The sequence below is a fragment of the Segatella copri genome, from assembly GCF_019127135.1.
In the GTDB taxonomy this organism is placed as follows: domain Bacteria; phylum Bacteroidota; class Bacteroidia; order Bacteroidales; family Bacteroidaceae; genus Prevotella.
In genome coordinates, this window is the sequence record NZ_JAHOEA010000006.1 from 34,650 (window position 1) to 55,096 (window position 20,447).

Annotated in this window: 20 protein-coding genes; 3 read left to right on the forward strand and 17 right to left on the reverse strand. The window is 40.3% G+C overall.

Annotated elements, in window-relative coordinates:
• Nucleotides 1–8: 8 nt before the first annotated feature.
• Genes KSW37_RS02785 through KSW37_RS02795 form a run of 3 tightly spaced genes read right to left on the reverse strand, consistent with a single transcriptional unit; the run spans nucleotide 9 to nucleotide 2,572 of the window.
• Nucleotides 9–1,550, reverse strand: a complete 1,542-nt coding sequence (locus tag KSW37_RS02785) for a hypothetical protein (RefSeq protein ID WP_071122637.1) — start codon at nucleotides 1,548–1,550, stop codon at nucleotides 9–11.
• 12 nt (nucleotides 1,551–1,562) lie between these two features.
• Nucleotides 1,563–1,787 carry a hypothetical protein gene (locus KSW37_RS02790; RefSeq protein WP_071122638.1) on the reverse strand — a complete coding sequence of 75 codons (225 nt, stop codon included), beginning with the start codon at nucleotides 1,785–1,787 and terminating at the stop codon, nucleotides 1,563–1,565.
• Between the two features lie 26 nt (nucleotides 1,788–1,813).
• A complete protein-coding gene (locus tag KSW37_RS02795; protein WP_071122639.1) occupies nucleotides 1,814–2,572 on the reverse strand; it encodes a DUF4099 domain-containing protein in 759 nt (252 codons plus the stop codon).
• A gap of 217 nt (nucleotides 2,573–2,789) precedes the next feature.
• Between KSW37_RS02795 and KSW37_RS02800 the strand changes: the two genes are divergently transcribed.
• Nucleotides 2,790–3,413, forward strand: coding sequence for a M23 family metallopeptidase (locus KSW37_RS02800; protein ID WP_071122640.1), 624 nt, complete (start codon nucleotides 2,790–2,792; stop codon nucleotides 3,411–3,413).
• A 72-nt stretch (nucleotides 3,414–3,485) separates the two neighbouring features.
• On the opposite strand, the gene KSW37_RS02805 is transcribed toward KSW37_RS02800, so the two are convergent.
• From KSW37_RS02805 to KSW37_RS02860, 12 genes are all read right to left on the reverse strand, one after another.
• Nucleotides 3,486–4,439: a hypothetical protein gene (locus KSW37_RS02805; RefSeq protein WP_071122641.1), complete on the reverse strand. Its 954-nt coding sequence runs from the start codon at nucleotides 4,437–4,439 to the stop codon at nucleotides 3,486–3,488.
• A 63-nt stretch (nucleotides 4,440–4,502) separates the two neighbouring features.
• A complete protein-coding gene (locus KSW37_RS02810; protein WP_217313242.1) occupies nucleotides 4,503–5,105 on the reverse strand; it encodes a BACON domain-containing protein in 603 nt (200 codons plus the stop codon).
• A gap of 33 nt (nucleotides 5,106–5,138) precedes the next feature.
• The gene (locus KSW37_RS02815) at nucleotides 5,139–6,227 is read right to left on the reverse strand and encodes a transposase (protein ID WP_254364543.1); all 1,089 of its coding nucleotides are present in this window, start codon (nucleotides 6,225–6,227) and stop codon (nucleotides 5,139–5,141) included.
• Complete coding sequence (locus tag KSW37_RS02820; protein ID WP_254364545.1) at nucleotides 6,217–6,618, reverse strand: ISAon1 family transposase N-terminal region protein; 402 nt, start codon at nucleotides 6,616–6,618, stop codon at nucleotides 6,217–6,219. Before KSW37_RS02820 ends, KSW37_RS02815 begins: the two co-directional genes overlap by 11 nt.
• Before the next feature lie 153 nt (nucleotides 6,619–6,771).
• Nucleotides 6,772–8,028 carry a radical SAM protein gene (locus tag KSW37_RS02825; RefSeq protein ID WP_437182885.1) on the reverse strand — a complete coding sequence of 419 codons (1,257 nt, stop codon included), beginning with the start codon at nucleotides 8,026–8,028 and terminating at the stop codon, nucleotides 6,772–6,774.
• Nucleotides 8,029–8,058: 30 nt separating this feature from the next.
• Nucleotides 8,059–9,726 (reverse strand): PP2C family protein-serine/threonine phosphatase, encoded by a 1,668-nt coding sequence (locus tag KSW37_RS02830; protein ID WP_217313243.1) that lies wholly within the window; start codon nucleotides 9,724–9,726, stop codon nucleotides 8,059–8,061.
• Complete coding sequence (rfaD, locus tag KSW37_RS02835; RefSeq protein WP_071122646.1) at nucleotides 9,707–10,705, reverse strand: ADP-glyceromanno-heptose 6-epimerase; 999 nt, start codon at nucleotides 10,703–10,705, stop codon at nucleotides 9,707–9,709. The genes KSW37_RS02830 and rfaD overlap by 20 nt, the downstream gene beginning before the upstream one ends.
• Entirely contained in the window at nucleotides 10,702–12,090 is a 1,389-nt protein-coding gene (rfaE2, locus tag KSW37_RS02840; protein WP_071122912.1) for a D-glycero-beta-D-manno-heptose 1-phosphate adenylyltransferase, read from the reverse strand. Before rfaE2 ends, rfaD begins: the two co-directional genes overlap by 4 nt.
• A 1-nt stretch (nucleotide 12,091) precedes the next feature.
• Nucleotides 12,092–13,159: an HAD-IIIA family hydrolase gene (locus KSW37_RS02845; RefSeq protein ID WP_071122647.1), complete on the reverse strand. Its 1,068-nt coding sequence runs from the start codon at nucleotides 13,157–13,159 to the stop codon at nucleotides 12,092–12,094.
• Nucleotides 13,160–13,173: 14 nt separating this feature from the next.
• Nucleotides 13,174–13,902, reverse strand: a complete 729-nt coding sequence (locus KSW37_RS02850; protein WP_217313244.1) for a UpxY family transcription antiterminator — start codon at nucleotides 13,900–13,902, stop codon at nucleotides 13,174–13,176.
• 746 nt (nucleotides 13,903–14,648) lie between these two features.
• Nucleotides 14,649–15,191, reverse strand: coding sequence for a glycoside hydrolase family protein (locus KSW37_RS02855; protein WP_217313245.1), 543 nt, complete (start codon nucleotides 15,189–15,191; stop codon nucleotides 14,649–14,651).
• Between the two features lie 42 nt (nucleotides 15,192–15,233).
• Complete coding sequence (locus KSW37_RS02860; protein WP_217313246.1) at nucleotides 15,234–17,417, reverse strand: type IV secretory system conjugative DNA transfer family protein; 2,184 nt, start codon at nucleotides 17,415–17,417, stop codon at nucleotides 15,234–15,236.
• Nucleotides 17,418–17,496: 79 nt separating this feature from the next.
• Between KSW37_RS02860 and KSW37_RS02865 the strand changes: the two genes are divergently transcribed.
• Together KSW37_RS02865 and KSW37_RS02870 are read left to right on the forward strand one after the other, a co-directional pair.
• The gene (locus KSW37_RS02865) at nucleotides 17,497–18,048 is read left to right on the forward strand and encodes a hypothetical protein (RefSeq protein WP_217313247.1); all 552 of its coding nucleotides are present in this window, start codon (nucleotides 17,497–17,499) and stop codon (nucleotides 18,046–18,048) included.
• A 13-nt stretch (nucleotides 18,049–18,061) separates the two neighbouring features.
• On the forward strand, nucleotides 18,062–18,370 hold the full coding sequence (locus KSW37_RS02870) for a helix-turn-helix domain-containing protein (protein ID WP_254364547.1): 309 nt from the start codon (nucleotides 18,062–18,064) through the stop codon (nucleotides 18,368–18,370).
• Between the two features lie 2 nt (nucleotides 18,371–18,372).
• Here the strand turns inward: KSW37_RS02870 and traN are convergent, their stop codons facing one another.
• Together traN and traM are read right to left on the reverse strand one after the other, a co-directional pair.
• On the reverse strand, nucleotides 18,373–19,239 hold the full coding sequence (traN, locus tag KSW37_RS02875; protein WP_217313249.1) for a conjugative transposon protein TraN: 867 nt from the start codon (nucleotides 19,237–19,239) through the stop codon (nucleotides 18,373–18,375).
• A gap of 31 nt (nucleotides 19,240–19,270) precedes the next feature.
• On the reverse strand, nucleotides 19,271–20,446 hold the full coding sequence (traM, locus tag KSW37_RS02880) for a conjugative transposon protein TraM (protein WP_217313250.1): 1,176 nt from the start codon (nucleotides 20,444–20,446) through the stop codon (nucleotides 19,271–19,273).
• Nucleotide 20,447: the final 1 nt, after the last annotated feature.

Here is a 20,447-nt window from a genome sequence, read left to right on the forward strand (position 1 = left end):
GTATTCCGTTATAGTCCTTTCCCAATGTGAGGATGCAATACTTCTTGGTTCATGGCAGCCTCAAAGTTTCTCGCCGCCACATCCATTGGCGTATCTACTCCTGGCTTGAAGTAGGGACGAGGTGGCGCAGGTGCTGCACCATGATGGTGGTCAACTATCACTACAGGTGCGCCATGTGGACGATGTAGCTCACTGCCTACTTCGGCAGCAACACCCAATCCTGCTAACAGTGCAGCTCCAATCTTGGTTCCCAAACTGGTGCGGTCTTTCATATCAACCTCACCGAATATCTTGGAAAAAAGTTTCATGCGATGGTAGTCATCCACTGCCATGAACTTGTCATACTGCTTCTGCGTTATCTCGTGGCTTACTCGCTCACCGTTGATGATGGCTGTCATGCGGAATTTGCCTTCTTGCTCCGCTGGCTCCACTCGTATCTCACCAACAGTTACTTCTCTGCCATGCATGACTTCACGGAACCACCCCTTGCTCTCGTCCAAGTCCTGCCCATCCACAATACCTACTTTATTGTTCATAGGTTCTTGCTGCACTTGCAGTGGCTCAACGGTAGATTGCAACTGCATCCTGCCGTCCAACTCCTGTTGCACCTCTGGACGCAAACCGATATGGATGCGCTCCTTGCTGTTGAGCATATCCATCGTTATCTTGTCGGTGAAATCGTCCTTGATGACATTATTCAATATATCCAGTCGTTTGGCTACAGATACTTGCTTGACAGAATTGTTGGTCAATGCCTTCAATTCATCGTCGGTCAAGTCATACACCATATCACTTTTGGTGCTTTCTGATTGGATGGTGAGTGTCTTTGCCTTCTCATCGATGATGATACCGTGTGAAGACAGGCATTCCTGCCATTGATCGTTGGAGAAATATACAGGTGAGCTTATCAGTTCCTTGTAGGGTTTGGCTGGCTCTTTGCTTCTTGGACGTGTCTCTACAGGTGTCATCACGGCTTGCAGGTTTTGTAATACATCTGCTTGTGATGCTACTTGTTGCTGTCCTTTATAGTAAAAGCCATAGCCTCCAGAGGTTAGCTCTCCTGGTTTCAGCCTTCTGTCTGGTCTTTCCGCTACCATTGGTGCTCCTGCATAGAACATCTGTCCTCCGACTCTGCGTAGATGATAGCCGTCCTGCATTCTCGGTGTCCAACCTAAAAACTCTGGACTCCATCCTAACCGTCCGTATTCTCCAGTACCAATCCTATATCCATGCAGTCCCATAGCCACTCTTCCATTGGCATTTCTTGCATGGGCAAGGTTTCTCGGCATATAGAAGTCTTTGCCGATGATGCTGGTAAAGACATTGTACGCCTTCTTGTTGGCAGAGTTGGTTCCCCAATCGGTCAATGCCAACATCTGTTTCTCGGTGAGGTTATAGGTCAGCAGTGGGGAGTCATGTCCCTGTACCACTAACTGATAACCGTCACCGTTGGCTATGATATGGGCTTGCATGCCATTGCGCATCAAGATGTCACGCATCTCTGGCTGCAAGTCCATCTGTCTTGGATTCAAGTTCTTTCTTATCGCCATAGCATGATTGTATTAAGCGTTCTCTTTTTCCATTCCTTGCTCTAACAGTTCGTCTTTGTACTTCACAAACTGTTCCGCACTCTCGTTGCCGATGCACAGGGCGTGTTCCTTGCAGTATTCCTCATACTCGTTCTGCCATTCCTCACTGAAATGGTTCACATAATCAAGCCAACCATATTCGCCGCTCTGCATCTTCTCTACGAGAATGTCTTCTGTATAATAAGGTCCTTTTCTCATTTCTTCCCTAAGTTTGATGTTTCACTTTACTTTCTTGCAACGACAGAAGCATGTCTTCCTGCTGCTTTTTTCTGCTCATTCCACAGTTCTTCGGTATATTCCTCCTCTGGAACATAGTCAAGATTACCGTCATCATCCATTACCCAACAGCCATAGATGCCGAAGGTGTATTTGTCCCACTCTCGCTTGCCCTCCTTGCGCCACTGTTCACCATCACCGTTGGCGAAGCGGATGCCAGTATCACTCTTCAGGTCGATGCCTACGGTCACAGGCTCGTCTTCTACGGCAAATGTCAGTGCCTCGCCATTTTGGATGCTCTTTAGTTCTGTTCCTCCAAGACAGAGTTCGTCAGATAGCACCTGCAAGTTTCTACCAATCACTGGTGTCGGCACTGCCATAACCTGATTGGTCTCTCTGTCAATCTGTACAAAAGCCTTGACATGTGTGCCATCTGGTATATCCACATCTGCCACCACAGCCTTGCCCTGCTTCAACAGTTCCTGCTGCTCCTTGGTGAATTTGTCCAATGGGGCATACTTCAACACAGGATAGAACATCACATCCACGTTTCCATCTGCCATTCTTACCAAGGCGAATCGGGTTCTGCTCTTGATACTGTAACCCTCGTTTACTTCCATGCTCACAGGCAATACTGGCGATGGACGACCATTGCTGATGTCATCCAAGGCATGCATCGGCAGGTCTTCTATCATCTCATGGGTAAGACCGAACTTTGCAAGTGTCTGATACGGCACTTCGCTTTCTTCAAATGAGTTTCTTTTCATATTCTGATTATATTTTGAATGATACTTTGCATATAGCCATGCAAAGATAGCCCAAGAGTAATGAATACAAGAAAGCCTACGTTCTTCTGCCCAATCTTTTCCATTTTATTATGATTATATCATCATTTCATACTCTCAATCATACTTTAATCTTATTTTATGTTATACTTTTACTGCATCGTGTATCACTCTTGATTTCTTTCCCTAACTTTGCACTATGAATAGGAAAATAATGGCATTATGGGCAATAAGTTGTCTGGCGGTATCGAGTGCGAAGGCGCAGTTCAATACCGTCAGCGATAACGCATGCCGTTACAAAGTCAAGAAAGTGGAGGAGATGTTTCTGCCTCCTGCAAATAATCAGGTAGATTTCGTCACGGCAAATCTGCCACAACAGGAAACAGATTCTGTGGATAACAAACAAAAACAGTGGACAAGTAGCTATCCAAGCTTCACTTATCCACTGAAATCAATCAAAGTCACCAGTCCTTATGGCTATCGTCGTGACCCTTTTACAGGTAAACTATCATGGCACAACGGTTTGGATCTTCGTGCGAAGAACGAACCTGCCTATGCTATGATGGATGGTATTGTCGAAAAGGTAGGGTATGACAATCGTTCTGGTAACTATGTTACATTGCGGCATGGCAATTACCACGTCAGCTATTGTCATTTGTCTTCTATCATAGTTCGTAAAGGAGAATATGTTTATCCCGGTATCATTGTTGGAGTCACTGGCAATACCGGTCGTAGTACTGGCAGTCATCTCCACCTTACATGCAAAAAGGGTGGCAGGAGTATCAATCCTACCATCCTTTTGAAAATTATTGAGAGTATATAACTTTTAAGAACGAAAAAACTTTTTTATCATTGTTGTACAATAAACCACGTATATATATGTGATAGATGGTATTTATTTTATGTAATCCATATAAATATGTAGTGCAGAAAAATTTTCTGTAGAAAGTAAAGACAGCAAAGAAAATAGTATGGTTAAAATAATTCCTATCATTGATAGGGTTAATGATTGTGTGTTGCGGTTGTTCTCTTCAGTTAACTTATTTTTTGTGATTATTATAGAATCTGCAATAATCGAGAGATGGCGAATAACAGCCTCTTGCTTTGATACGTCTAATTTTTTGGAAGAATTATGTAAAAACATGAGGGAATCTCGTTCCTTTCCTGTAACATTCATAAGATACTCAACGTCCTTTTCTTCTTCCAATATGGGCTTGACAATAGAGTAAACCTTTTGGCAACGCTCTTTTATTATCTGAGACAAATCTTGATTGTTTATTGATTCTATGCACACTTCGCAAATAACATTCAATAAATCTATAAATGTGTCTTTTTTACTTGTATAGTTTGTATAGAATCTGAATAAATCATTTCTTGTATTGTATCGTCCTTGATAGATGGCGATTATTAAATTTTGAGGTTTGTCTAATTCTTTATTCTGTGTTTTTTCATTCGAGTTTTTCGATGAAAAAGGAAATATATAGATGAAACATATGATGAAAGAAACAAAAATCGCAAGCCCAAATGCATTTATATAGGAAATCACATTAGGTTTTGTTCTTGCTAGTGTTGTGTATAAAAATAAAAACAACATTGAAATTAATATTGTTATACAAGATCTTACTATATTAGGCTGAGTATTAAAACACCAGGTTATCATAACGGAAAATATAAAAATGCCAATCCACGAACAAACAGTATATCCCAATAGAAATAAATTTACTATTCCCAATGTTTGTAAAACTGTAAATACAACAAAAGCAGCAAATGCGATAATTATCGCATTTGCAAGTGTTATGGTTCTTTCTTTTTTTATTTTATTTAATATATCGAATTTCGGTAACAGCATGGTATGTCCTTAATTTTTTTCGTATATTATTAGCTCATTTTTTGTTTGCCTAAAATAATAAGGCTATTTCTGCAAGATAGTTATTTTCTTTACTTCTCCTAAACATCCAACCTCTATCTCGCCAATTCTTTTTTGGGAGGTATTATTTTTTGTAGACTCTACGACAATCTCATCATAATTATTTCTTGAAACGATTACCCATTTAGGAAATGCAAGCAATTCCCAATCTCTATTACAAGTTATTTTTACTTTTTTATATTCACCACCTTTACTTTTAAATGAAAGGAACTTATCACTTAAAGATATTGTAGTACAAATTGTATTAGGCAATGATGAAAGTGAATCGTTAAGTGCCTCAGATTTCTTGCACAAATCTACTATAGACGACCATTCTGGTATCATTTTCTTTATTTCAGAAATTAATTTTTTGAAGTCTCCTATAATATTAGTTCTTTTATTATAACACTCTACAGACGTTGATAATTTATCACCGCAATACAAACGAAGTATAGTGTTTTCATCTGTTAAATCATAATTATAAGGTTCTACTTTTTTTAGCCTGTAATTATTGACAGCTTCCTTTAGCTTTTCAAATGAAGATTCATGATATTCGAAAGTACTTCTATATAGAATGGTATCTATATTATATACTTTTATCTGGCGCACCCGACAAACCCTGTGGAGTAGGCCGTGCAGATGCTAACCCAAAACTGTTGCTAAACGATACATGAAGAATGGTATGTCTATGACTCCTTTTACTTGTGCACGAAAGCATTTGATCTTTGAGTTCAACGATTCAGCTGAAGCGTTAGTCTTACGTCCGTCAAAGTAGTTCAGGATTTCATCCTCATAGAATCTGATGGTATCGCGTACGGACTTGATTTCACGCAGAGTGCATGAAGCCACTTTCTCATACCACCCCTTGAAATTCTGTTTGGCAGTCTCCTTTGTGAGTTTCTTGTTTCTGAATATGGCTCTAAGGGAGTTGATCAGATTGTATGCTTCTTCAAGTTTTGGGTAGAGTGCGAAAAGTATCTTCGCACGCTTTTTCTGCGTTGCGCTCCACTTCTCTCGGCTCATGGACAATTGCTTGCGACATCGTGTCTGTGCCTCTACAAGAGTCTCGCCATTTTCAAGCCTTTTGGGTTCAAAGCGAGTGTTCAGCCTCATAGGCTTTCTTCCACGCTTGCTCTTCTTCCAGTTCTTCCCATGCCTTTTCCTCATTCGCTCGCGGTAAGCCTTTCTCTGCGCTGCCAGATTTTCGAGGTATTTGCGAAACTCTGCCTTCTGTCTGTTCACCTCCTTTACGGCTTTTCGTTTCAGGCGCAGACGTATCTCTTCGCAGCCCTCTCCACCGCGTTTTACGACATGGAAGCAGTCACGTATGACTGTGGCTTTAGGGAATGCCTCTCGGGCTATGACACGCATGCAATCTGAGAGATCCATCGTGATATTCTCAACCATTTCACGCTTATCTGCAGGTAGTTGCATGAGAACCTTCAGTACGTCAGCAGGATTCGTTCCCTTGACTACTGCTATGATTGCACCCTTGCGACCATGGGCATCCTTGTTGTGAACGATAGTGTACAGTTCGCCCTGGAGGGAGGTCTCGTCTATGCCTTGCTCCTTACCTACGTTTTGCGGAATAAGAATCCACTTAGATGCGTGATCCTTCTGCTCCCACGTCTCGAAGTTACTCAGGGTGTCCTTGTATCTTTTGGCAAACGTGGAGCTGTTAATCATGTACGTATAACCAATCTGACGAGCGGTTATCGTCTCAGAGTCCATTCGCCCTCTTTAAAAAAAGCGCGAAATCCTTCGCGTATCGAGTGCCCTTATGCTTCAGTTCAAACTCCTTGTCAAGGTCAACACTTCTTGTTGTGCCATCCGGCATTGTCCAGCGCCTTCTTCGTATGTGAAGTACCGCCTTCTTGTCTCGGGCTGGATAGTCAAGTAAACATGATTCTTCCCCAAAACCATTGCTCACGGAATCCTTCATGTCTGGTGTGCGATTGTCGCGCTCATCCAGATAGATGTGAAGCTCTGTTGTGTAAAGAACATCCTTGTCCAAAGTACGCTGTGTTGCAAAGTCTGTCACCTCAAAATACTTAAGAACTCCTTCGGGGAGGAAATATGAGGCGAGGCCTTCATACATGTTTATATTGTCATTCTGATTCATAGTGCAAAGGTACTACTTTTGGACAATCATGTATCGTTTGGCAACATAGTTTTTGGGTTAGCATCTGCACAGCCCTCCACAGGGTTTGTCGGGTGCGCCGTTTTTTGACCTAATGCGTTATCGGCTCTGCGTCTATGCGTCTGGCACTTTTAATCATTTTTTTTTGAATTTATTATATGTGTTAGCTAACTGTCCACAAGCCGCGTTAATCTTTCTGCCATGAGAAACTCTTATAGTAACTTCAAGTCCTGCTTGCTCTAATTGATGTTTGAATGCAACTATTTCCCGTTTCTGTGGTGCTTTAATTCTTGAATTGCTTGTTGGGTTGTATTGTAACACGTTAATCATAACTTTTTTGCCCCGAAACCATTTTGCAAGTTGTCTTACATCTGAGGGCCGGTCATTTATACCCGGTAAAAGCAAATACGCAAAGACAATTTTGCGATTATGCCTTTCAGAATAGGATAAGGCTTGCTTAACAACATCTTCAATAGCATATATGCGCATGTGAGGAATAATACGATTTCTTGCAGATTGTGTTGCTGCGTGTAAAGATATTGTCAACTGAATTTTAAGATGTTCCTCGCGCAATTTTTTTAATTGATCGACCGGACCAACTGTTGATATGGTAATGCCGTCGGTTGGAAAGTTGAGCCCATATCTATCTCGGAGAATATGGATTGCTTTTATCAAGTTGTCATAATTGAATAAAGGCTCTCCCATACCCATAAAAACGATACGGTTTACTTTTCGACGCAACAATATAATCTGTTGTACGATTTCTGACGATGTTAGATTACGAACAAAGCCATTTCGCCCGGACTCACAAAAAATACAACCAACAGGACAACCGACTTGTGTGCTCACGCAAACAGTTCCACCATCTCGCCGCTTGATAAAAACCGTTTCAATGTATTTGTTGTCTTTCAGTTCGTAAACATACTTTTCAGTATCACTGCTTTTGCAAATATTTTTTACCAACATTGATAGATTTTTTTTGCGTGGTAATTGCTTATATAATTCTTCATATAAGGCTTTTGCTTCATTCTCGCCAATAACTTCCGACATTTCTTTGTAAGTAAATCCGTATGGATCATTCCGTACTTCCGCAGGCGTATATTTAGGTAAACGTTTCATTTTTATATCCTTTCTTCTAAATAATAAAAGTTTGTTTTTGTGTATATTTGTATGGTTTAAGTTCTGCATACGAGTATACTCTGAGGCCAAATCATTAATTCCATCATCATCAAGATTAGTATATATCTTTAATGCGATGGATGAATTTGTATCTTTATCCTTAGCTTTCCACACATCAGCGAAACCACCTGAACCCATTAGTTTCTCTAATATATATCTTTCATCAAAGACATCTCCAGCTTTGAATTTGTGTATTGCTTTTTTTTCTGCCATATTTATATTTTAATTGTTTACTATTTTTAGCTATAAATACTCTTGACTCCCCATTTCATTACCACCACCTTGTATAGGTGGTTGATAATCATACTTCCTCCAATCGTGTTTAATTTCGCCATAAAGTTTCTTGAAGTCTTTTATTCTATTCTTTTCTTTAAGTGCGTTATAGTTCGCTTTATCCCTTTCTAAGGCTGCTATATTCTTATTGATATTATCAGTAAAATCAAGAACCATATTTTCTAATCTACGAGTCTTGTATTTTTGCTGTTTTATAATATCCCATGCTTTCTTTGCTTTATTGTAATCGTTTAGGACATTATTAAACAACTGGGTGTATTCTACTGAAGGTCTCTGTTCTATATTGGTATTATGACCATTATTATTTTGAGGAAGTTGGTTTATCACCCCAGAATTTATAGGAGAATTGTTTTGTGTTTGAGTTCCTTGATTTTGAGTTGTGTTATTTGAACTTCCTGTATTCGTTTGTCTTGCACCATGAGTTGTTGTTTGGTTTCGTCGATGATCTCTATTTCTTCCATTTTGGTGATTGTTGTTAGCCTGAGAACTGCTATGTGAGCTTGAAGAGTCATCATTGATATTGGTGTCACTTTCATCCGTTTCTTTGTTAGGAATTTCGACATTAAATTCAAAATTAGAATTCCCTTCAGTTTGTGTTTTTACAAAAGAAAAGTACAACACTATCCCTAAGACACATATAGAAACAATGCCGATAATATAGATGTAAGGAGACTTTAGAATTTTCGAACTGAGAGAATCCTTACTATTTACAATAGGAACTTTTTTGTCTCTATTCTTGCTCTGTTTTTTTACCACTCTCGGATATCCATCAGGTCTACCTTTTGCAGGTTTGCCTCCATCGGACACACATAATATATCTATAGTTACATTATCTGTCCAACCTGTAGCTTGTCCTTTTTCCCACAATGCTTCTAATGAATCTTTAGAAGAAGTACAGGTACTCTCAACAGTCTCGTTTATCTCAGAATCTGTGAGTAATCCACATAACCCATCACTGCAAAGAATAAATACATCACGTTGGTAAATATCATATACTCGCAATTCTGGAGTTGCAGTTTCACCATTATCTCCAAGTGATTTCGTTATAATATTGCCATCTGGATGATTGAACGCTTCTTCTTCTGATATTTTGCCTTCATCAACTAAAGATTGTACATAAGAGTGGTCATGAGATAGACGAACTAACTCATTATTTGGATTGAATCTGTATATTCTGCTATCACCACACCATCCGCAATATGCTTTACCATTTAATAGCCATAGTAGAACAATAGTACTACCTAGTCCTTCAGCTTCTTTGTGTTCTTTTGCATATTGCTTAATTGAATTATCTGCGTCGATGATTGACTCCTTGATAAAATCCAAAATGTCAACTTCGTTGCTTAATATTTCGTTAGGAACACTAGAAAAATGTTTCTTTATACTTTCAACGACAAGCATAGATGCGATTTCACCAGCGTTCATTCCTCCCATGCCATCTGCTACAACAAGAAGCGTTCCTTTTTCAGACAATTCTATGTCTGTATCGTTTCCTATTTTGGGACTCGAGTCTGAATTCAAAAGTGATAAGTCTGGACATATCCAATAGTTATCTTGATTTTGAGCTCGCCCTGCTCTATCACACTTTGCTGCGACATTAAATATAATTCGGCTCATATCTTTTATTTTTTTTGTTTAAAAATTCATTTACATATTGAGATATGCCAGCTTCTAACGAAGTAAACTCTTTTGTATAACCAACCGATCTTAACTTCGTCAAATTAGCCTCTGTGAAATTTTGGTAATGTTTTTTAAGTTTCTCGGGCATATCTATATAATGGATTTTACATTCTATATGACAGGCTTTTTTAATTGATTCTACGACTTCCAAAAAGCTACTTGCACATCCTGTTCCTACATTGAAGAGTCCTATAATTTCCTGATGTTCCAGCATCCAAATAATGACATCTACACAATCTCTAACGTATACAAAGTCTCTTTTTTGTTGTCCGTCTTTGAAATCTGCGCAATTAGATTTGAATAAGTTTACAGTATTGTTTTGGAGCATCTGCAAGAAAAAATGAAATATAACGCTTGCTTGTAAACCTTTGTGATATTCGTTAGGTCCATATACGTTGAAAAATTTCAATCCAACTGATAATGATTTGTTTTTATTCACATATCTATCATATGAAATATATTTGTCGACATAATTTTTACTCCATGCATATGGATTTAATGGAGATAGCTGATTTAAGTATTCTATGTCATCAGAATCTATATATCCTTTTCCCCCATCTCCATAGGTAGAAGCAGAAGATGCATATATGAATCGAATGTGATTATTTTTACAAAACTCATACAATCTAATCGTTAATTTGATGTTATTTTCAACAATAGAATCTACATTATTTTCTGTAGTAGAGGAAATACCTCCAAGATGAATAATGGCTTTTATTTTTTGAACATTAGATTCTATAAATGAATCTATATCTTGAGGGGAAACAAGATATGGGAATATACGTTTTGATATATTCCTCCATTTATCTTCAACCCCGAATGAGTCAACGGCAACAAGACCTTTATATTGTCTTAGCTCTAATTCTGCAAGCAAATTTGAACCTATAAAACCTGTAGCACCTGTTACAATAATCATAGTTTTATTTTATCTATTATTTTTGTTGATGATAGGTTATATACAAATGGGATGCTAAAAACCTGTCCTCCATTTTTTGTGACAAAATCAGCTCCTATAATCTCTTTAAATTTATAATCTCCGCCTTTTACCAACACATTTGGTTTTATTGCTTCTATAAGTTGCAATGGAGTATCATCGTCAAAGACAACTATATAGTCAATATATTGGATTGAAGACAATACTTTTATTCTTTGATTAAGTGTATTAACTGGGCGACTATTACCTTTTAATCTTCTTATGGAAGAGTCTGAGTTTAATCCTACAACAAGAATATCACCTTTTTCTTTTGCCTTTTGCAATAAGTCTATATGCCCTGCGTGAATAACATCGAAACATCCATTTGTAAAGACAACTTTCTTTCCTTTTGTCTTCTTGATAATTTCATGTACATTCAATACTTTTATGTACCCATTTAGAACTTCGTCTAATTCTACAATAGAATTTCCAAAACGCCCAACCTTAATATTCGCAGCTTTATTGGCAAAGTATAAAATTCTATCAAATGACATGTCTTTATACTTGGATAAATAAGAAATATATGCTGTTACTATATCTCCAGCTCCAGTAACATCAAAAACGAGATGCTTTTGGCAGCTATGTTTTATGATATTATTTTTTTCATCAACAGCAATGATACCTTCTTCACCACACGTCATAATTAATCGCTCTGTATTTAATACACTTCTTAATTTTTGTAAAGAACTATCACTAATCCATATTTCAGACAATTTATCTAAAAGTTTATGTATTTCCTTTTTGTTGCCTTTAACAATAGTTGCTCCTTTATATTTTTTCAAGTCATTCTCCTTGATATCTATAATGACATTAATGCCATTTCTTTGTCCATAACGGATAATGTCTTGACACATTTGCGTGGTAATAACGCCTTTATTATAATCAGATATTACAATGTTGCATATTTGGTTCCGAGTCAGATAATTCATAATTTTATATCTATCTTCGTCACTATAGGACACAAAAGTTTCTCGATCTGTACGAAACATTTGCTGATGAAGGTCATTTACGAATCTTGTTTTGCACGTGGTATCGGTATTATATGTTGATAAAAAATCGACCTCTAGACCTTCTTGCTTTAGTATTTTCTTAAACATTTTACCATTTTCATCGTTTCCAATTATTCCAAACAAAATTACATTAGCTCCTAACCTTTTTAGTTGTTTTGCAACATTTGCAGCTCCTCCTAATTGATATTCGCATGTAGTTTGTTTCAAAATAGGGCAACCTGATTCAGGCGAGACTCTTTCGACTATACCAAAAACATATTTGTCTAACATGAGATCGCCAATAACAATAGTTTTCATTTGTAATTCTCCGGTATCCATATTATTGAACAAGTATGAATTTAGCATTAATTCTATTAGCGAATAATCTATCTGCAAAGGAATCTCCAACAACAATTGTTTTTGAAAAATCAATATCAGGAAAATCTCTTTTTATGTTTTCTGCCATTCCTGTATTAGGTTTTCTTGTTTTGTCCGTATCGTCTATACCTTTACTGTAATAGACTTTATCTATAGACCCCCCAAGCTTCTTGATTTCACTCAACATACATTCATGTAATGTTAACAATTCATTCTCGGTCATAATACCTTTTCCTATTCCTGCTTGATTCGTTGTTATGAAAATCCTATCAAAACATTCCGAGAGTAATTTAATGTTAGATTTAAAGCCATCAGTAAAAACAAACTCAGAAAAAGATGAAATATAGCCATTGGGTTTTGTTATATTGACAACGCCATCACGATCAAGTATAAGGAACTTATAACCATTTTTGAATTCATTTTTTATTTGCTCCCACTCATTGACTGTTTTTAAATCTACTATTTCCTCTACCAGTTCACACACTATATGAGATATGATATCATGGCACTCTTGGATAATCTGTACATCATTGCTTGGAATCATTATTATTTCTTCTGCTAACAAATCAATATCATGTACGCATTGTCCTGTGAAAACTATTGATTTTATATTAGAATTCTTACACACATTCAATGCTTCTATGATATTCCTTGATTTACATGATGTTGTAAATGCAATAAACACATCTTTCGTTGTACCAATGCCTTCTATTTGCCGAGAGAAAATTCTTTCAAATCCAAAATCATTTCCTATACAAGTTAATAGAGATGCATTGGAACTCAACGATAATGAGGGAAAAGGTGTTCTGCTATTTTTTAAACGCCCCATCATTTCTGAGGAAAAATGTTCTGATTGAGAAGCTGAACCACCATTTCCAGCTGTGATTATTTTTCCTCCGAGTTTTAGGCATTCAGCCAAGATTTGTGCAGATTTTAATATTTTATTTTGAATTCCAACATTTTGAATGATTGTATTCAAAATAGCTCTACGTTGCTCTAACTTTTTATTTATTTTTACTAGTAATTCCATTGGAATCGAAGAAATTAAATAGACATTAGAAATGCACTCGGTATATACGCTGTAACTACAGTTACCAATTCGTCCACAACCACTCCAACTCTTTGCTGTCCCTGCCATCTTGCGACTCTGCCAATCACTCCCTTAAACGCACCATCAATAACCTTTACCAACTGTCCTTTCTCGAACTTTGGCACTTCGACTAATGACACGATGGTATTGTCCGCATCGGCAGCACAGATGATTTTGAGACTTTCCATCTGACAGTCTGGAACTATCATAGGAATCTTCTCTATTCTGCGCCCAACGTGGACGTGACGATAATAAAAGCGGAGAAATGGGAGGTTTACGTTGTCGTAAACAAAGGTTTTGAGTTGTTCTTCGGTACCGTAGGCGAAGAAGATGTTAGGTAAACGAGACTCGGTAACATTTTTACGCTTACCTTTTATAAGTTTTACTACATTAGTGGTAGGATAGAAAGCTGTGATACCTTTTGCGGTCAAATAGTCGTATGCCTTTTTTTCTCTACCATAAGTGGCGCGTAAGGCATACCAATGAGGAAAATCTGCCTCTTTTTGTGCTTTAGGCTTACTTGCTATATGGGCATTTCTGGTGGACACCCCTGTTTGTGAACTCTTGGCGGAAACTATGCTTTGAGCTTCGGGGAGGGCGTTGGAGGTAAGTCCAGCGCAAGGAGGGAATTCACCACCTCCTGAGGTGTGTACATCTTCTGATGTCCATTCATCGACTTTCATATCGGTGCTAACTTTTTTCTAGACAGAAATCCGTTAAATTGCGACAGAAAAAAAGCGTGGAATCGTCCTGTTGTCCATTCCACTTCCTGAGGCTCTAGCAATTGCCTATCATAGTTGAACAGACAACGTCAGAGCCCACGCCGATATGAAAATCATGTCCGTGTAAAGAGACCTATATAATACATTTAATTGCGCCCGAAAGGGTACAATCTATGCTTACAAGGTCTCCACGGGATTGAAATAATCACACCCGGGACATCTACCGTTGACCATATTCAAGACTATGATTAACTGTTAATTTGCTAGATTACAGGAAGTCTTAAACACAGCGTCGATAAACGCCTTCCATTATGTCTGGATTGTCTTCCCACCCAAAGCCCGCTTTCGTATAGATATGTCATGGTTGACTTCACTACACTCTGCACGGCGTAGGCTGCCGACTCGGTTATCATGAAAGAACTCGTCTTACAGCGACAACTGCGGTCTGGCTATACAATCCGACTGCAAAAATACGAAAATTTATTGAGAAAAGACAAGAAATGGCAGGAAATATCAATACAGACATGCAAATTTAAGACTATTTAAGTCTAAATTCTTTAATATCTCAGAATTTTTACATACGCAAATACCTGTTTTATGCGTTTTTTGTATGCTGTGTTAGGCTATATACTTCAAGTACCGATGAAGTATAACTTCGACAAGCAATGAAGTACTACTTCAATGACCGATAAAGTACTATTGCTTTTTTATGGGATGTATATAAGTTGAAGTTCCGCCATTCTCCGCCTTCTGATGGACGGTATATGCTTGCCTCTCCATCTGCAAAAGTCAAGGTAGTCTTTCTCAATGTCACGCATTCCTCGCTCAATCTTTTGCAGGAGGCGGCTCTTGGGAAATCTTTTGTTCCCTAATATCTTATAGGGTCCGACATTATAGGCAAGTACGGCAAGGAGTAGTGAGTCCTTGCCATACTTGCGGAACATGGTGCATAGTTTGGTGAGGTCTGAGCACAATAGAGAATCAGCTTGCCGATAAGTGAGATTCTTCTTGAACTTCTCGTGCGGCAATATCCGGTGTCCCCACCCGATATAGGGATAGTTGCGCTTGATATCGTGCCATCCCTCGTAATACTTGATACAGCGCACGGCTCGCTCAAAGGGAGGCAAAGCGAAAATGCCCAAGTCGGCTTGGCTTGGGCTGTCGTTGGTGGGTGTCTTGTTCTGCGCCATGATGCTCTGGCACAGTAACAAGAGTGTTAGGATGATGTATGTTCTTGTCTTTTTCGTCATGGATGTTGTTCTTGTTTTGTTTTTTGGGGTGTCATTGGCTTGTCACTTGGCATTCTTCTTATTGAATATCTCTGCTATCATGGCTTTCACGTCCTCACCGACTTGCACGAAGTTCTTATAGAGGATGCGCTCACGCTCATCACGGCTCTTGAAGGTGTAGAACTTGGGTAGTGGCATATACTCGCTTTCTTCTTTCTTGATGTCTGCCATATCGAAGTCGGTCTTGCAATAGAACTTACTGGTCTTGAACTCGTCGCTCTCCTGTATGTTCATACTGCCATTCATACCTGTCTTGGTAGCCACAAAGTCTCTTGCGGTCTGTCCGCAGATCCATCCTGTCGGCATATCCGAAATTTTGGAGGCAGGAACAAGACTGTCCATGTTCTCATTCAGATTGATGCTCGTCTTGTCTCTGTCGATGGTCACGCCTTTCTTCAGTTGCACCACCTTACCAAAGATGTCGGAGGAAAGCCATTCCAGTGTTTCCTTGCTTCGTGCCGAACCGCTTACCACGTTGCCTACGGTGGTGATGATCTTCTGCATACCAACCTTTCCATAGTCGGCTTCCAACTGAGGCAGTTCCTGAAATCCTAAGGCAACACTCACCTTATTGCTTCGGGCGGTACCTATCAGTCTGTCTATCTTATGGAAGTAGAGTGTAGGCAACTCGTCCACAATGATGCTCACAGGGATGTTTTTGCCTTGCCCTGTGTTCACTCGTGTCACCAATCGGTTGAGGATTAGGGCGTTCAATGCTCCGATGATGCTCTCCATCTCTGGATCATTGGCTATCAGCAGATAACTGGGGTTCTTCGGGTCACTGACCTTCAGGTCAAAGTCATCTCCGTCCTTATGGAATATCCAATAGCTTTCCTTGGTGGCAAGGCGTGAGGTATAGACACGCAGTGTACCTATCATACCTTCCAACTGCTCCATCGCCTTATTCTTCAAGGCGGTTTGGAATGGACCGAGCAATGGAGCCACCTCATTATCGGTCTCCAATACATTGAAGACGGTCTGATAGCTTTCATTCAGGAAACTCAGAATATGGGGCATATCGCTATACTTGCCCAACCAATAGGCTGGCTCCACTTCTTCTCCTGCATGGTTAAACACCTTACCAGTCGGCTTCATCTGCATGGTCTTCGGGTCAAGTACTTTCTCTGCTATCAGCATCTTTCCTTCCTTGTCGTATGGTTCCTTTCCATAGTTGATGAAGAAGTAGATACAGGCGGCGAGGAAATTGACGGCTGAGGTCTGGAAGAACTGGTCGCTACCGCCTCCGCCTTCTTTCTTACCTTTTTGCAGTGATTCAAGCAGGGTTTCCGCTGTTTCGCTCGCTGCTGCCAGGTTATTGATGTACTTCTGCTGTATTGGGTTCACTCGCTTGGAGTATTCCACATCCACAAAGTTGATGATGTTGAACTTACAGCCTTCTGGCAGTTTGCCCAGCTGTTGGTTCTTCTTGTAGTGGTAGTACAGTTTGGTTGCCAAGGTTGGGAACTTGTAGTCGTAAACGACCATGGCAAAGCCTTTTGCACTGTGCTGACGGATGAACGGCTCGATAATAGAAAAAGTCTTACCGCTACCAGGAGTACCCACAACCCATGTACCTCGGAAAGGGTTCACGATGTTCACCCATCCCTTGCGGAACTTACCCTTATAGTAGTAGCGCATGGGGATATTCACGCTGTATTTGTTGTATTCCTCCTTCTGGCACTGCTCGAAACTCTCGTTCTCAAAATTAAAACGGTCTTTCATCAGTCCTTCCTTCAGAAACTTCGATATATTATCCAAGGCTACATGCACCAGTACTGTTCCGATGATGGTTGCCACCATATAAAGAATGGTGTTCAATCTTAGGGTATAGAGACGAGTGTCCATCACATAGCCGAAGAGCCACACGGACAATATCAACAGCAGCACGCCACTCACCAAGGGGTACAGCACCTGCCTTCGGGCATCAAATTCCAAGTGTTTCTTGTTTCTCGTACCTACACAGGTGATGCACACCAAGAGGAATGTCACCACCTTGCTATACACCAGGTTCCCGTCATGGTAGATAAACCACTGTTTGATGCGGTCGTGCAGGTCGCACACCACACCGCCAAAGCCGTCTATCGCCCTTGGGTCTATGGCATACTCAAAGAACTCCATCAACACGGATATGTAGATGACCGCCCTGAATATCTTGTAAAATCCTTGTAGCTCCTTGCTTTCTTCCATAAATATTCTTAAATAATCAACCTATAAGTTGTATTTCTCAATTATTTGTTGTATCTTCGCACTATAAAACAATAAGATTATGACATTCGACCTGATTACAGAAAACGAGCACCTTTGGGCTGTCAGATATGATGACTGCCTCGACAACGTTCTTGACTCAATTCTTGGGCAATGGAACGATGTTACATGGTTGCGTAGCTTCTTCAAGCATAACATTGATGATTTGGCATCCTACTTCAAAATCACTGATGTCAATCAAGCCATCTATGATACGATTGAAGATAGCGAACGCTTGCAATGTCTCATCATGGATATTTCTCCTGATGCTGACCTTGACAAGATTTTCCGCCCATTGGAGAATAGTCGTACTTCGGAAATGTTGTTGGGCAAAGAGAAGGCACGCTTGCATAATACGCCACGTCATGCTTCTTGGCTCCGCATCTATGCTATCAAACTCGAACCGGGTATTTACATTATCACTGGCGGTGCAATCAAGTTGACTCGTACCATGCAGGAACGTGAACATACTTTGGTGGAACTCGCCCGAATGGAAAAGGTGAGACGTTTCTTACTTGACAACGATATTGCCGACAAGGATTCCTTCATGGACTTCTTAAATGAAATCATATAGAAAGGAGGTTATTATGAGAACTACAAACGAAATCGTTTCCAAACTGAGAGAACATCAGTCTTCAACTCCATCCAAATGGCGTGAGAATGCAAAGTGGCGCATGGCTAACAAATCATGGCTTCGCTATTCTCAGCACATTGCAATGATGATGCTCGACAAGATGGAGGAATTGGGTATGACCCAAAAGCGATTGTCTGAACTCATGGGCTGTAGCCAGCAATATGTTTCCAAGGTACTCAAAGGACAGGAAAACCTATCCCTCGAAACCTTGGCTAAGATAGAGCGTTGTCTTCAACTGCCTATTCTGAATCATTTAGCGTAGCTCTATTTCAGAAAAATCGGATTGAAAGAGTCGGCTGACAGCACATCGCTATAGTTTATCTTCAGTGAGATGGTGCGACCGCTGATTTGGTTCTCCGTCATTTCGATGGTTAATTGCTTGTCATTCGGGAATGTCATTTTCCGAATGACTATCACATTGCGGTAGCCATAACGGAATCGCTTGGTCTGCTCCAACGTGAAGACTGGATGCAACTCTACCATCTGTGAGTTGGTTGCCTTTGTGGTCTTCTTGTCCGTCAGCTTCAATCGTATTTGGTCTATGTCAAACGGTATGTCCGTCTTGTTCTCCACCGAGAAGTCCAAGAAGAAATAGTCGCCCGATGAATAGATGTTGTTCAGTCGCATCACCATTTTATGCGCTTTGGTCTTCACATTGTTCACATGGGCTTCCGAACTCCAAATCTGACGAGCATAACGAGCCATGTCCGTAGAGGACAATGTGACCGCAGGATTGTTATAGGCATTCTTCTCTATCTGTTGTATCTCCTTATCCGTCACTGCCTCTTGTAGTCTTGTGGTATAGAGCAGCGCATATTGTGTGCGGTATCGCTCCGTCACAATGGTCACGATGGCAAGCACTTCACCATCTTCATGCATTCCCTCCTTGGGTTTCAGACGCACAGTATTGTTGATGGGTTGGTCTCCTGCTATCTTGTCAGTGGATATGTCCACAAAGCGGATGGGTTCACTTGCAGTGATGACGGTAGTTACTTGCTCGTTCACAGTCAGTTGCTCCATTTCCTGATAGGTGCAGGGCTGATAGCTCTCCGCACTGGTCTGTTGTGCCATCATTGGAGTGGCACTTATTGCACACATAATCAGTGTGCCAATAGTCTTCTTGATATTCATATTCGTATTCGTATTCTTTGGATGTTGATGTTTACTTACTCTTGGTGTCTTTGCTGTTTATCAAGTACACAAAGGTGCCATATTTCAGTTTCACCTTGTTCTTCTTGATAGCCTTGCCTATGGCATTGCTTGTTTTCTGATAGGCATTCTGCATGGTCTGCATGCCCCATTGTGAAAAACTGCTGCCAGTATTGGTGGTATTCATATCCACATTGCCGGTCACGGCTCCGCTTGCCACATCCTTGCTGGTCTCACGGAACTGGCTGCTTGGCACATACAAGCCTTCCATGCCGTCTGTGTCATAGAGTGACAGATTTATTTTCACTATCTCATCGTCCACCAGCACACTTTTCACCGTGCCTTTCACTCGTTGCGAACTGAAACCGCTCATGGTGGCATACAGGTATGCCCCTTTCTTCACCACCATTTCTCCGATTTCCACATCATCAAGCAGTCGCAAGCGGACACGGCTTCCGTCCATCGCCTTGATATTCTCGTCAATGATAGCCTTAATTAGTGCAGGCTCTTTCTCATTCACTGCCAATGTATTGAAGTAATCCGATGATGTCTTCACCTTTTTCACCACTTCGCTTGGCTTGTCGTTCTCGTCCGCTTCCTTTCGGGCATTCTCATTTACCTTGATTTTGCCTTCAATGTTGATACCGCCCTTGGCTGTAGCTGTTGTTTCATCGGATGCTGTTGCTGAAGACGATGAGTTCTGTTGCGTGGCTTGCTGTCCCTTCAGCCTTGCTTCGGCAAGTGCCTTGTTCAGCTCTGCCAACGCCTCGTTCTCTCTTTGTCGCTCATGGGCTTCTTGCGCTTCTCTCTGTTTTTCCATTTCTGCTTGCCTCTTGGCTTCGGCATCCAACTGTTGCAGTTCTGCATCCGAATATTTGCTTTGGTATTCTTCTTTTTCTTGCTCATTGTCTCGGTCTATATTCTCCACGGCACTATGGTCTTCTATCTTGCCGTAGGCGTTCAACATGTTCTCATACTTGCCTCCAATACCGTCACCTCCCTTAATATGGGCTTGTGGCAGGTTCGGATTCAGATATTCCGTGGTCTGCATATTGGCATCCTGCTTCTCCGCAACCTTAGTATCAAAGAGGTCGAAGATAAAGTAGGATGCACCGAGCAGTGGGAGATAGACAATCGCAGGTAGCATGTACTTGGGTTGTCTGAAATTGATTCTTTCTGTCAGCTTCATC